At 60.7% G+C, this 14222-nt stretch carries 9 protein-coding genes and 1 pseudogene; all 10 read right to left on the bottom strand.

From position 1 onward, the window contains the following. Positions 1-202: pseudogene (locus tag AC6CHP_RS16110) on the bottom strand (integrase core domain-containing protein); the annotation flags it as partial. Positions 203-358: 156 nt separating this feature from the next. Continuing rightward, a complete protein-coding gene (locus tag AC6CHP_RS16115; protein ID WP_498230962.1) occupies positions 359-2134 on the bottom strand; it encodes a sulfatase in 1776 nt (591 codons plus the stop codon). A 47-nt stretch (positions 2135-2181) separates the two neighbouring features. Further along, on the bottom strand, positions 2182-4650 hold the full coding sequence (locus AC6CHP_RS16120) for a beta-glucosidase family protein (protein ID WP_498230964.1): 2469 nt from the start codon (positions 4648-4650) through the stop codon (positions 2182-2184). A 77-nt stretch (positions 4651-4727) separates the two neighbouring features. Further along, on the bottom strand, positions 4728-5738 hold the full coding sequence (locus AC6CHP_RS16125; protein WP_498230966.1) for a formylglycine-generating enzyme family protein: 1011 nt from the start codon (positions 5736-5738) through the stop codon (positions 4728-4730). Further along, positions 5735-6577 (bottom strand): ATP-binding cassette domain-containing protein, encoded by an 843-nt coding sequence (locus tag AC6CHP_RS16130; protein ID WP_498230968.1) that lies wholly within the window; start codon positions 6575-6577, stop codon positions 5735-5737. The genes AC6CHP_RS16125 and AC6CHP_RS16130 overlap by 4 nt, the downstream gene beginning before the upstream one ends. Then, positions 6574-8406: a dipeptide/oligopeptide/nickel ABC transporter permease/ATP-binding protein gene (locus tag AC6CHP_RS16135; RefSeq protein ID WP_498230970.1), complete on the bottom strand. Its 1833-nt coding sequence runs from the start codon at positions 8404-8406 to the stop codon at positions 6574-6576. The genes AC6CHP_RS16130 and AC6CHP_RS16135 overlap by 4 nt, the downstream gene beginning before the upstream one ends. Beyond that, positions 8403-9344: an ABC transporter permease gene (locus AC6CHP_RS16140; RefSeq protein WP_498230972.1), complete on the bottom strand. Its 942-nt coding sequence runs from the start codon at positions 9342-9344 to the stop codon at positions 8403-8405. Before AC6CHP_RS16140 ends, AC6CHP_RS16135 begins: the two co-directional genes overlap by 4 nt. Positions 9345-9406: 62 nt before the next feature. After that, positions 9407-10963, bottom strand: coding sequence for an ABC transporter substrate-binding protein (locus tag AC6CHP_RS16145; protein WP_498230974.1), 1557 nt, complete (start codon positions 10961-10963; stop codon positions 9407-9409). Positions 10964-11050: 87 nt separating this feature from the next. After that, the gene (locus AC6CHP_RS16150; RefSeq protein ID WP_498230976.1) at positions 11051-12703 is read right to left on the bottom strand and encodes a sulfatase family protein; all 1653 of its coding nucleotides are present in this window, start codon (positions 12701-12703) and stop codon (positions 11051-11053) included. Between the two features lie 122 nt (positions 12704-12825). Further along, positions 12826-13431, bottom strand: coding sequence for a TetR/AcrR family transcriptional regulator (locus AC6CHP_RS16155; RefSeq protein ID WP_498230978.1), 606 nt, complete (start codon positions 13429-13431; stop codon positions 12826-12828). Between the last annotated feature and the right edge of the window lie 791 nt (positions 13432-14222).

A 14222-nucleotide genomic window follows, 5' to 3' on the forward strand; every position in this document is an offset into this window, starting at 1 on the left:
GGTTGGTGACGCGGCTGGCCGGTGTCTGACCATTGAGGGCAGTGTGGGCTCGGTGGTGATTGTAGGCATGCAGCCACTCGGGGAACGCTGCGACACGCTCGGTCTCGGACCGTTAGGAGCGGATGTACGCCCATTCCTCCAGCATCGTGCGGTTGAAGAGGAACGTCCGCTCATGTGTGGGTTGGGGTCGCTGCCGCCGGGAAGCAGTCGTCCAGCCGTCCTGTGCGTCCTGCGCGGGACAGATTTTAGGATGCGACTGACCAGGTATCACCGACGGGCCTCCAGCCCATCGGTTGCTTTCGCGTTCCTCATTCGGGTGCGATTTCCGGGCACTACCGTTCCGGGTTCGGTGAACATTTCAGGCAGAGACGCTGATCGCCGCGAGCTCCTCCGAGATTAGTTGAAGTGTCGTCCAGGAGATGCGGCCGTACGTCGCGGCTGTCGCGCGGTGGAGCGAAACTGGGCCTGCTACGTGAGGGAAGAGTCCGCTCAGCAGTTGTTTGTTGACATGTCGTTCAAGCACGGCTCGTGCCTGCGGGTCGGCCAGCAGGTCCGACAGCGGGGTGTGGACGCTGGGGGTGCCGGCCGGGAACTGGTCCGCCGGGACGAGCTTGCGGTGAGGCTTCTGGATGGCGCAGGTCAGATGTTCTGTCGTGACCGGCCCGTGCGGCGGCAGTCCGAGCCGGTGGAACTGGCTGTCCGGGGCGTCACTGCGTTTGAGCATGTCGACAAGTGCGGTGCACATGCGCAGTTCAAGGTCATCATCGATGAGCGGGTTTTCCTGTTGGGGGTCATTGTGGAGGTCAAAGAGCAGCGTTCCCAACGCGTACGGGTTACCCATTGTCGCGGCAGGGGTGCGTAGAACAGGGATGCCTTTGGTGAATGGCAGCGGGTCAACGAGCTTGGCCTGTGACAATTCGTCCGCGGTGAAGAAACCTCTCATATGGGTAGGCATCAGGGTGTGCTCGTGCAGCGGCGAGTTGTCCGGGCTGGTGGTTGTGCGCATATATACGTATCTGCCGTCGGTGATATTCACTTGGCCGCCAAAGGCGCCGAACAGAGCATAATCATGCGCCGGGCTGTCCCCCCGCAGGACTGAAGGGATGGAAACGCCCTGCATGTGCGGCATTGGTTCGAGTCCGAAATGTTCCAGCAGTGTCGGGGCGATATCCATTGTCTGAACGAGAGCTGAGTGGCGTGTTCCGCCTCTTCCGGTGGCGGGATCCCACACGAAGAGCGGGGTGTGGATGACTTCCTCATACCATGGCTGGACGCTTTTGCCCCACCAGCCGTGCTCACCGAGGAAGAATCCGTGGTCGGTGCAGACGATCAGGAGCGTGTCCTCCCACAGTGAAAATTCGTCCATCAGGTCCAGAACCCTTCCGAGGGATCTGTCGCAAAGTTCGACGAGGGCGGAATATCGGGCGCGGACATGTTCAGTGGTGGCCTCGTCCTCGAGGTATTCCATGTACTCCGGCCACTCATAGTCGGGGCCGGCGTAGGAGGGATCGTCGTATTTGGCGTTCAGTTCGGGATTGCTGAAGAACGGTTCGTGTGGGTCGAAGGTTTCAATTTGGACCATCCATTGGTCCTGAGAGTGGTTGGTGCGGATGAATTCCTCGGCCGCGTCGAAGGTTCGCACTTGGGGGTGGTCTGCAAGTTCCGTCATGTACTTGCGGTTGATTTGGTCCTGCCGCCAGGTCCCGAGCCGGTGGACCCGGAGGTCGTTCTCGCGGGGCGGGTCTGCGACCTCCCCCTTCCAGGGGTCCCCTTGCTGTCCGCGCACCAGCTCATAGGTTGAATACCGCGTGTGGTAGGTCGCTCCCCCGTCTTCCCAGTAGTGCATGTGGTCCGTGGCGAGGTGCGTGTGCACACCTGCTGAACGCAGCATCTCGGGTACCGAGTCATCAAAGGGCTCCATAGGTCCCCAGCCGCGGTGCAGGAAGTTGTACCTGCCCGTGTGGAGCTCACGACGGGCGGGCATGCATGGCATGCTGCCCGCGTACGAGGTGTCCATGGTGATGCCTCTGCGGGCCAACCGCTCAAAGTTCGGTGCGTCCACAGGAGTGCCCGGGTTATACGGGCGAAGAAAATCACGGTTCAGACTGTCAAACATCACAACAATGGCACGCAACGAACACCTTCTATCTCAAAGAACTGGTTAATGAATCCGGAATTCCGCTACGGGTGCGGCTGCTGCAGGCTAAGCCCTGTGGCAAGGGGAAGATCTGTCACTGACGACCCAACCCTCAGCGTGTAGGTGCCCGGTTCGTAAGTCCAGGCGTTATCGTCCCAGTACGCAAGAAGCCGGGTGGGAACGCTAACGACAACTGTGATGGTTTCCCCGGGTCCGGCCCAAACGGGTGCGGAGCCGACGAGCCAGCGGACAGGCCGGTCAACAGCTGAATCCGACTTTTCGGCATAGATCTGGACCACGTGTTTGCCGGGCCGGGCGCCACTGTTGGTCAGGGTTACCGTGACGGCCACGTCGGTGCCGGGAACCACTGTCGCGGGCGCACTTACCGCTTCCAATGTCCAGGTCGTGTAACCAAGCCCGTACCCGAATTCGTACGCGGGTGTGGTTCCGTTCTTGAGCCATGCGCGGTAGCCAACGTGGATCCCTTCGTCGTAGGTCAGGGTTCCGTCGGCTCCGGGGGTGACGTTGATAACTGGCACGTCTTCCTGGGTGGCGGGCCAGGTAGTGGGGAGCCGGCCGCCGGGTTCGGTGGCACCGGTGAGGATATCGGCGAGGGCGTGGCCGAATTCCTGGCCGCCGAAGTAGCCGATCAGGGTCGCGGCGACCTCGTTACGCCACGGCAGCAGGACGGGTGAGCCGGAGTTGATGATGACCACCGTGCGGGGGTTCGCGGCGGCGACTGCGTGGACCAGGCGGTCCTGCAGGCCCGGCAGACCCAAGGAAGTCCGGTCGAAGCCTTCGGATTCGACGCGGGAGTTGGTGCCGACCACGACGACGGCGATGTCGGCTGCGCGGGCAGCTTCAACGGCTTGGTCGATCAGCTCGTCGGGATCAACGTCGTTGGGCTCGACTCCAATGGTGACGGCGAGGGCGTTGGACAATGCCCCTTTCCTCTCAGCCGTATCCAGTTCAATCCGGACTTCCAGCGGAACACCGGCTGTGGCCTGGACTTCGACGGAGGCCGACGGCGGCGCCAGGAAAGCGGCACCAAGATCGGTGCCGACGGCTTCGATCTTGACTTCCCGAGCAAGAACACCGTTGACGAAGATCCGGCCGTGGCCCACAGTAGAGAAGCCAAGACGGACGGGGCCCGTTTCATCCGGGGTGTAGATGGTGTGGAACTGGATGATCGAGGACGCCGCGATCGGCGCGTCGCCGCCGAACCAGACCAGTGCGGTGGAGCGCCGGTCTTCTGCGTAGAGCTCCTGCCCGTTCGTGTCCAGGAAGCGGACGCGCAGCCCTGGGGTGCCGGTGACGGGATTGGTAATCTGTTCCAGCGGCAGCTCGGCGATGCCTTCCTGGACAACGGCGCCGACGCTGTAGCTGACGTTGTCGGCGCCGAACGCCTCCCGGATCCCCTCAAGCGGGGTAATGATCTTCTCGGGAAGGACGGTGGCAGACCCGCCGCCCTGGGTGCGCGCATAGCGGGCGTTGTGCCCGATTACCGCAACTTTCTTTACCGTGGCCAGGTCCAGCGGCAGCACGCCCTCATTCTTGACCATGACAGTGCCGGCGGCAGAGGCTTCATGTGCGAACGCGATGGGGTCTTCCCGGTTCACCGGTTCGGCCGCTACGGGTTCGAAGCCCTCAAGGGCACCGACTCTTGCCGCGAGCTGCAGAATCCGAAATACCTTCCGGTCGATTGCCGCTTCGGGGACCTTTCCTGCCTTCACGGCCACCACCAGCGCGTCACCCCACGGCCCATCCGGTCCTGGCATGGCCAGGTCCTGGGAAGCATTTGCGCTCTCAATGCTGCGCACGGCGGTCCAGTCACTGATCACCACCCCGTCGAAGCTCCATTCGCTGTTCAAAGGGCTTTCCAGCAGGTCGTTTTCAGTGGCGGTGGCGCCGTTAATCGAGTTGTACGCGCTCATCACCAGCCACGCCTTCGCATCAACAATCGCTTTTTCGAACGCGAGCAGATACAACTCACGCAGGGGCCGCTCCCCTACTTTCACGTCCACCGTAAACCGGTCAGTCTCAGAATCGTTGACAATGTAGTGTTTCGGCGTGGCACCAACCCCGTTGCGCTGCACACCGGAGACGTAGGCCGCCGCGAGTTCCGCCGTCAGGACCGGGTCCTCGCTGAACGCTTCGAAATGCCGTCCACCCAACGGGGACCGGTGCAGGTTGATTGTCGGGCCCAGCACAACATCCACCCCTTTGCGGCGGGCCTCAACGGCGGACGCGGCACCAAGACGGTCAGCGATCGCCGGGTCCCAGGATGAGCTGATAGCGGTCGCAGACGGAAAGTTCATTGACGGTTCACGCTCATCCCACACTTCACCCCTGACACCGGTCGGTCCATCGGAGAACACGATGCGGCGCAGGCCAATCTTCTCCAATGGCCACGTGGTCCAGAAATCGCGGCCGGTCAGCAGCTGGACCTTCTCTTCAAGGCTCAACTCAGCTACTAGGGCCTGAAGGTCTTCATCTACGGCGATGGTGTGCATGGATCTTCCGTTCAAAGTCGCTTGTGTTCTAAAGATGATTCGGCCGCCTGCTAAGGAGGTGCAGCGACCGGGCAGGTTTAAGGGCAGGAGCCTGCAGTCCGGAAGCCGCAGTTCCCTGATGAGGATTCGGGGGTGTTCGAACTGCGGGCAGCTACCCGGTACCGGTTGCAGTATGAGTCGTGGCAGAGATAAGAACCGCCACGCATGACCCGACCTGATCCAATTGTTGGTCCTGACGGGTTGTCGGCGGGGGACTTTCGGTAGTACTTGGGAAGGAACCAGTCAGCGCACCATTCCCAGACGTTTCCGCTGACCTCATACAAGCCGTAGCCGTTGGCCGGAAAGGATTTTACGGGTGCAGTGGAAAGGTATCCGTCCTCGACGGTGTTTTCGATCGGGAAGGACCCTTGCCAGATATTGCAGAGATGCCCGTCCTCAGCACTTAGCAGGTCGTTCCCCCACGGGTAGCGCTGTTGTTCCAGGCCACCGCGTGCCGCGTATTCCCATTCCGCCTCCGTCGGCAACCTTCGCCCGGCCCACCGGCAGTACTGGAGGGCATCGTTGTGTGAAACGTGGACGGCAGGGTGGTCTGGAACATCCTGCCAGTTCGACCCTGCTCCTGCCGGATGCGCCCAATCGGCCCCTTTCACGTTCAGCCACCACGGGGTTCCGGTGGCCCTGCCCAAGATGTCACTGGCGGGGGCCTCCACAGCGAGATGAAACACGGCCGAGGAGCCATAGCTTTCCGCCTCAGTCCTGTAGCCGGTAGCCTCCACAAATTCAGCAAAGAGCAGGTTGGTCACCGCCGTCCGGTCAAGCCTGAACGGCTTGATGTTCACCCGATGGACGGGCGTTTCGCCGTCCGCCGGGTACCCCTCGTCAAAGGGGTCCCCCATGAGGAACGTCCCGCCTGGTATCAGGGCATCTTCCCGGACATGACCGTCTGTCCGCTCCAGAGCCTCTGGCGAGAGTGCCACAGGCCCGGGAACAGTTTGGCGCGGCGGCGAGCAGCACCCGGACGGCCGGGGCACGTTACTGGCGTCTTCGTGGGCCTCGGCCGGGCCCGCTGCCAGTCGAAGCTCGCTCATGATGCTGCCGGCATGGCCTGAGCCGCTTCCGCGGCTTCCCGCGCTTCCCGGCGCTGTCTCTGGCGCGCCGGGTCAGCCACAGGGGCCGCCATAAGGAGACGCTGCGTGTAGGGATGCCTCGGCTCGCGGGTGACCTGGTCACAGTCACCGGTCTCCACCAGTTCGCCTTTGTACATCACGGCGACCCGGTGGCTGATGTGCCGCACGACGGAGAGGTCGTGGGACACAAAGAGATAGGCCACGTTGGTTTGCTTCTGGATGTCGATGAAGAGGTCGAGGACCCGGGCCTGTGTTGAGAGGTCAAGAGCGGAGACGGGCTCGTCACAGACGATGAGTTTCGGACGCAGGGCCAGGGCCCGGGCGATGGCGATGCGCTGGCGCTGGCCGCCGGAAAATTCCCTGGCAAAGCGCTGGCTGGCGTCTGAGGGAAGGCCGACCTGGTCCAGGAGTTGGCGTACGCGCAGTCGGGCATCTGCCGGCGACACGCCCTGCACTCCCAGCGGCTCGGAGAGGATGTCCGAGACAGTCAGTGCCGGATTCAGTGAGGAGTAGGGGTCCTGGAAGACGACCTGGATTTCCGAAGCGAGCCTGCGCCGGGCAGGTCCTTGGAGATTCTGTATCTCCTGCCCCTCATATAAAATTTGTCCTGCCGTCACGGGAGCCAGACCCAGCACTGCACGACCCAGTGTCGTCTTACCTGACCCGGATTCACCCACGAGACCGACGGTTTCGCCGCTCTTGATGTCCAGGGAGACGCCGTGGAGGGCGGTGAATGGTTTGGACCGGAAGCCCTTGCCGGGGTAGGTCACTACTACGTCTTTGATAACCAGAAGGCTCATGGCATGACCTTTCGTTCGCTCGTCATGGCCGGAGTCTGCTTTGACTGGTTGGCCGGACTCCCTGTGCCCAGGGGCGGGCGGGGTTCGGTATCCTCCAGCGTCGAGGCCAGCAGCATCTGTGTGTAGGGGTCTTTGGGTTGTTCGAACAGTTCTTCCACCGGCGCCAGCTCGACAATCTTCCCGTGCTGCATAACGGCGACAGTGTCGCAAAGGTCCGCAACTACGCCGAAGTTGTGTGTTACCAGCATCACGGCCATGTTCCTTTCCTTTTGCAGGCTTCGGAGCAGGCTGAGGACTTCTGCCTGCACTGTCACGTCGAGGGCTGTGGTCGGCTCATCGGCGATCAGCAGTTGAGGATCGTTGGAGATGGCTCCCGCGATCAGGACGCGTTGGGCCATGCCTCCTGAAATCTGGTGGGGGTAGGAATTGAACGTCCGTTTCGGGTCGGGGATACCCACCCGCGCCAGCAGCCCGAGGACCTTTTCTGTAGCATCGGCGCGTTTCATGCCGGCGGCGCGGAGCGGTTCGACCATTTGATGTCCGATCGTGAATGCAGGATCCAAGTTGGACATCGGTTCCTGCGGGATATAGGCAATTGCTGTTCCCAGCATGGAACGACGTTCTTTCTTTTTCATCGCCAATACGTCCTTGCCGTCGACGAAGATGGAACCGTCAAGCACGATTCCGCCGCGAGGCAAGAGTCCGAGAACACTGAAAGCTGTTTGCGACTTGCCCGAACCGGATTCTCCGACGAGTCCGAGTATCTGTCCGCGGTCGATCGTAAGCGAAACCGACTGCACGACTACTTTTTCGCTTCCGTCCAGCTGGGGGTAGCCGACCTTCAGGTTCCGGATTTCCAGGGCATGGTCGCCGGCGGGACGATCGGCGTCACTTCCAGCCCGCCTGGCCCGATCCCGCTGACGTCCCGCGGTCCGGATAGCCCGGGGTTCATTTGTCACGCCCTGCACGGCATCTCGCAGGCCGTTTCCGACCAGGACGAGAGAGGCGACGGTGACAGCAATGATGGCGCCGGGCCAGATGATTGCGGTTGGAGAGAGGTAGAGAACGGTGAATGCCTCGCCCAGCATTCCGCCCCAGGTCACGGTGGACGTGTCTCCGAGGCCGAGGAACTCGAGACCTGACTGCACGATGATGGCCACACCGGCGAGGACGGAGCCCTGGATGATGATAGGGGCCCGGACGACAGAGAGGACATGGCGGCCGATGATTCGAGTATTTGACAGCCCGGAGACGCGCGCGGCGTCGACATAGAGCTCATTCTTGACTGCGATGACTTGCGCACGGACCAGCCGGAAAATCCCTGGCGCGAGCATAATGCCGAATGCCGCCATCGTGAGGTAAACCGAAGGGCCAAATGCCGCGATGACGGCGAGCAGCACAATCATATTCGGCAGCGAGAGCAAGACGTTGGCCACCCAGCTGGCTGCGGCGTCGAACCAGCCCCCAAAGTACCCGGCAATCAGACCCGCCGGGAGGCCGGCCGCCAGCGCGACAATGATGGCGATCGAGGCGCCGATCAGTGTCAGGCGGGCACCGAAGATCAGTCTGGAGAGAATGTCCCGCCCCGAACTGTCCGCTCCGAGCAGGTGGCCGGGGCTGCCGGGAGGTGCATTAATCGCGTCCAGGACCGGTGTGATGGGGCTCATCGGCGCAACAAAGTCAGCGAAGATAGCGATGAGACTGACCATGCTGATGATGATGAGCCCGGCCAGGGCCATCGGGTTGCGGACAAGGGTCTTAAAGAGGCTCTGCCGGACCGGGGCTGTGGCGACCGGCTGATCGATAATTGCGGGATCTGGTTGCGTCATTGCAGGCGTACTTTCGGGTTCACCCAGCCGTTGGCTAGGTCGATGACAAGGTTGACGAGTACGACGAGGATCACGGTCACGATAACCACGCCAAGCACGATGGGCACGTCACCTTGGACCGTGGCGCCCACAGCGAGTGATCCAAGGCCCGGGAGGGCGAAGACCTTTTCGATGACGATCGCCCCGCCCAGCAGGCCGATGAACTGCAGGGACAGGACCGTGAGCGCTGCCGGGGCGGCGTTCTTGAGAGCATGCCGGAAGAGAATAGAGCCGTCTTTCAGGCCACGGGATTTCAACGTGCGCACGTAATCAGCTTCAAGGATGTCAATGACAGCACCCCGGACCTGTTGAGTGGCTGCGGCGACCCCGCCCAGTGAAAGGGCAATGATGGGCAGGGTAATGGTGGAGAGCCAGGCAACCACTGAGATGGACGGTGCAATATATCCGGTCGGGGGGAAAATCCGTGCACCGATGGCGAGCCAGATCACGAGCAAGAGAGCCACCCAGAAGTTCGGCAGGGACAGTCCGGCAACAGAAATGACCTGGACGACCCGGTCGATCCATCCCCGCTTGACGGCAGCAAGCATGCCCAGGCAGATGCTGACCAGGGCGGTAAGCAGAACCGAGCCGACCACGACGGCCAGCGTCACCGGAACCCTGCTGGCAAGAGCCGAAACGACACTCTGACCGTTGAAGTAGGAAGCACCTAAATTGCCGGTGATCGCGTGACCCATCCAGGTGAAGAACTGTTCAATCAATGGCCGGTCAAGGCCGAGGCTGGCCGCTTTGGCTGCCACCTGCTCCTGGGTGGCGTTTTCACCAAGAATATTGCGGGCTATCGTGTTTCCGTCTCCGTAGATCAGGAAAAAGGTCAGGGTTGAAACGACCAGAATCAGCGATATACCGAAAAGGAAGCGTTTGACGATGAAGAAAGTCACTGTTGTCCTTCAGGATGAGGTTCCTGGGCGCCGCCGGGGGCGCCCAGGAACCGTAAATCGGGTCATTTGCCGGCTGGTGCAAACGAGTGGAGGAAGGGAACGCTGTTCTGCGCCTGCATAGTGGTCGTTGTGTCACTGGTGGTCGCGAAAAGGTTGTCCGGGGTGTAGAACGGCGCGAACCATGCCCTGTCCACCAGCCACTTCCCAACAGCCCGGAACGCGGTTTTCTGCTCATCGCCTGTGGCGGCTTGGGCAGTCTCAATCAATTTATCGAGTTCAGCATCCTGGTTCTTGAACATGTTCCACGGCGCCGTGGGCATTACCCAGGTCTGAAGGTCCTGCCAGGCTGTGGCCGAACCAAGAGGTATGTAGAAGACGGGGTACTTCCCTGAGAGGAACGCGGCGATGGTCTGATCCGGGGGCACCGACTCGTAGTTCACCGTAATGCCCACGTCAGCCAACTGCTGCTGAAGGATGGGGTAGATGGCAGGAGCGGCCGCACTGCTGGGCATCGTCATGCTGAAACCATCTGCATAGCCCGCCTCGGCCAGCAGCTTCTTGGCTTTCTCGGGGTCGTACTTGTAGGTTCCCTCCAAGGAAGGATCGTAGGCGTCGCTATTCTTGTTAAAGACCTGGTTCGTTACCTCGCCGTAGCCCAACTGGATGTTCTTCAAAAGGCCTTCACGGTCGATTGCGTAGTTCAGGGCCTGCCGGACCCTTTCGTCCGCCAGCGCCGGAACCAGTTTGCCGTCACGGTCACCAATCAGCAGCCCGGCCCAGTTGACCGGCAGCTTGTGCACCTTCAAACCTGATGCTTCTGCTTCCGCAGCGACGTTGGGCGTAATGAACGCGCCGTTAATCTGGCCGGTCTTCAGGGCATTCAGCCGTGGGGTGATGTCATTCATCGTCATCACAACAACCTTGTCGTACTGGTATTGCTCTTTGTTCCAGTAGTTCGGGTTCTTGTTATAGGTGTAGGAGGTTCCCTTGACGGTGGTCGCAGCGTCATAGATGTACGGACCCGCTCCGACCGGGTTATTCGCCAGGTCACCGTTAGCGATGGCCTTCGGCGATGCCATTGCCCCCGCCACCGTTCCCAGGTAGCTCAACATCGAGGGTGTCGGTTCGTTCAGGCGAAGCTCGACTTCGGTCGGAGACAGAACGGCGACTTCGGCGACCGGTTTGGCCATGAAGCTGTTTTGGCCGGTGCCGTTCTTAAGGTGTTCGATATTGGCTTTGACTGCCTCGGCCGTCAAGGATTCACCATCGGAGAACGTGACGCCCTCCCGGAGCTTGAGAGTCAGCACTGTGTTGTCGTCGTTGTAGGACCAGCTTTCAGCGAGGCCTGGTGTCGGCTTGGCCTCGGGGTCCAGCTGGATCAAGGTGTCATATACGGGTTGCCAGAACTGCGTGCGGTTCCCGATCTCAAGGGCAGCTGTGTCGAACGAGTTATTGTCCAGCTGCGCGCCGACGGTGAGCACTCCACCGCCAGAGGCGTTGGCACCCGTAGATGTTTCCGGCGATGGCCCGCCACAGGCAGTCAAGGCGATGGTCAGCGCGGCGGCGGCTGACACCGCTCCGAATCGCCTGCGGCTAATGATTGTCGTGGACAATTTCATGCTCCTTTGGATGAATTTTCTACTTGTATTGGTGTTTGGAAGGACCGTCAGGATTGAGCGGGAACCATTACAGATCTGCAATGCCGGTCAGCTTCGTATCCCTGCTGAGGCGGGGGCGGCAACCCGGGCAGCGATTTCTTCGCTTGGCTCGAACCCGAGCCGCCAGGCCTTGAACCACACTGTGCCCGCGGTGGGGAGAGGGACAGGCTTTGAGTAGAGGTTCCAATGTCTGCCGTCGTTTTCCGGAGAGCCGATGACACGCTCCAAGTCAGAACGAGGGGATGGCGGTATGCTCGGTTCATCCGTCGTCCACCCGATGGAGGAGCCTTCGGTGCTGCACTCAGCTACAAGCCTGTCCTCCTGTACATAGACGGAAGGGGCCAGCGTCACCTGTGGGTGCCCATGCGGTCTCCAACGCCGTATCAGCTCATCCTCCGGGAGCAGACCCAGGTCACCGTAGCGCTCCTGCCAGCGGGATAGTGCTTCACGCATCCTCAGCACCACACCGGTGTAGTCGGGGTCGTTTGCCAAATTGCGGGTCTCATGCGGATCGGCCAGCAAATCGTAAAGCTCTTCTTCGGGCTTGGTCGGCGTCAGCAGGCCCCGCTGCAGAGGGCTGAGCAACGTCCGATCCTCCCCCCTGCCGAGCTGGTTTGCCTCGTCAAAAGCCAGTCGGCGAAGTTCCGCCCACGTCGCAAGCTGGTCAGGATACTGGCAGTGCTGCATCGGCGAACGGTCAGGATGGAAATGGCGGATGTAGCGGAAGCGATCATCCCGGACCGTCCGGGACATGTCCTCCAGTTCGTCCATCCGATCCCGGCCAGCGAATACAAACTCATTAGGATCATCGGCGAAATTCCCCGTCGAGTCGATGAGAGGCACGCCATGCATGTGCTTCGGGACGCTCAACCCACTCAACGCCAGCATCGTCGGCGCAAGGTCCATCGTGTGGACGATCTCCTTGCGCACTGTCCCCGGTTCAATCACCCCGGGCCACCTGATAATAAGTGGTTCCCGCAGGCCGGATTCGTTGATCCACCGCTTGCCGCGCGGCATTCCCCGGCCATGATCACTCCAGAAGACAACAACGGTTGAGTCAGCGAGCCCGTCCTCCTCCAGCTGGTCAAGAATGCCCCCTACCCAGTGATCCATCTCGGTAATCAGGTCGGCATAGCGCGCCCAGGCCTTTCGGAACACGGCACTTTCGGGATAGTACGGCGGCAAAGGCGCAAGGTCAGGATCATGTCTTGCAGCACGTGTTACATGCGATGTGGCCGCCGCAAACTCGTCGTCTTCCAGGTAAATCTGCGACTCATGCGTGATCATGCCGTGGAACGCTGAAAAGAAGGGTGTATCCGCACTTGGTCGATTGCGCCAATGTCCAGTGTCGCTGCAGTCATCGAATGCCGTACGCGGAGTATCAACCTGAAAGTCCGTGAACGAGCTGCTTGTGCAGTAGTACCCGGCCTCGCGGAAGTACTCGGGCAGCAAACGAATTTCTGCCGGCGGGACAGCCTTGGTGCGCATGTGCATGGTCCCGATGGCGGACGGAAAACAGCCCGTCATAATGGCCGACCTCGCAGGCGCGCAGATGGAAGCCGCGGCGAATGCGTTGTCGTACCGAGCCCCTTGGGCAGCAAGGCGATCGAGATTTGGCGTTGATGCGTATTCTGCACCAGGCCAAACACCGGTATAGGCACCCAAGTCAGGGTTGATGTCATGGGTGCTGATCCACAGCACGTTAGGTGGTTTCACGAACCCTCATTCATATGGCCCACTCTTCAACGGGTGAGCTCCATCACGGTCGGTCCACCTATGATTGCACGATTACCGATCACTCGGTAGGTGTTTGGGAAAAAAAATTAAACGACCTCGGGAATCGCCCGATTCCCTTCACGCACAAGGTGGGAAGTCGCATTGTCATAGGACTGGAGGAGGTCCATTCCGGGGCGAAGAAGATACTGCAATTGCAAGCCGTCAGCTAACGCGATGAGTTCTTCGGCGACCGCATGGGGATCATGTGCAGTCGAGCGCCCGCGGGCGATGTCTTCCGCGAGGGACTTGCTGATCACCGCGTGGGAGGTGGCGTAACGGTCGAGAAAGTACTCCCGAGCAGGGTGTGCTTCGTCAGAAGCTTCGGCCGCCAATGTAACAAAAAGCCGCATGAACCCAGGGTGGAGCAGGTTTTGCTCAAGGAAGTAGCGAAGATAGGCAACCGTTCCCGCCTTTTCCAAGATAGTTTCCGCCGCCTGCTGCCGTGACACGGTCGTGGACTCCAAGGCCGCAAGCAACAAATCTTCCTTTGTTGGAAAGTAGTGGAGTACGCCTTGAACCGTTAGCCCGATCGCGGCCGCCACAGTACGCAGGGAACCTTGGCGGTACCCCTGGTTACCGAAAACCTCGATCGCCGCTTGGACTATTTCATGCCGCCGCTGCTCAGAGCGTGCTGCGCGGGAAGAGTTGTTCATTGGTCCATGATGACATGCTGGGGAACGAAACCGGCCTGCGGTTATCGCGCCTCCAGAACTTCCGTGCAGTGTGTCTGAAGCAACCAGATCGCCTGGTCCGGAGCGCGGAAGTCACCAAATGGGACTATAAACAGCCGATGGTGCTTTGGGCCTGTTAACCAGGCGGGCTTCTCGTCACCGCGAGCGTTTTGAGCCTCGTAGCGGCTCGTTGCAGGAGGGTACACCTCAACCTGACGTCAGACAGCCGGGCGTAACCTGTCAGAGTACAGCGCGATCTGTAGTTTGCTGACGACGACTCGAGAAACTTATAGACCCAGATCGGACACCGTGGGCTGTCAGGCGGCCAGCTAAATGACCTTGTCCACGCCGGGTCTGCCGCCGCCCCGGCGCATCGCGCACAAGATCCGCTTGGAGCTGTCCGGCCAGGATTAGCGTCGACCGGATTTCGAGTACTTGCACTGAGCATGCTTTGGTGGCGCCAATTCTCACGCAACAGCTGTTCCCTCTCCTTCGACCACAACCGGTTGGAGCCAAGGGGCTCCACGCAACCTTGCCCACGACCCAAGCTAGAGAGCACAGCTCCATGTGCTTCCTGGTCTTCTGCCACGTTTTATCACCGCATCAGCTCCTCACACCTCTGGCATCCAAGGTCATCAGCGTGAGAACAGCTCACGTCGGTCATGTCGAAACCGGGCCCCGATCATATGAACTTCCGTGATCAAGAATTGCGAAGAGTGCACGATGGGCTTCGAGCCTTCCCGCAAAAGTCAGCGCTTCTGTTCAATCCGTTG

It is taken from the genome of Pseudarthrobacter sp. GQ63 (assembly GCF_059758765.1).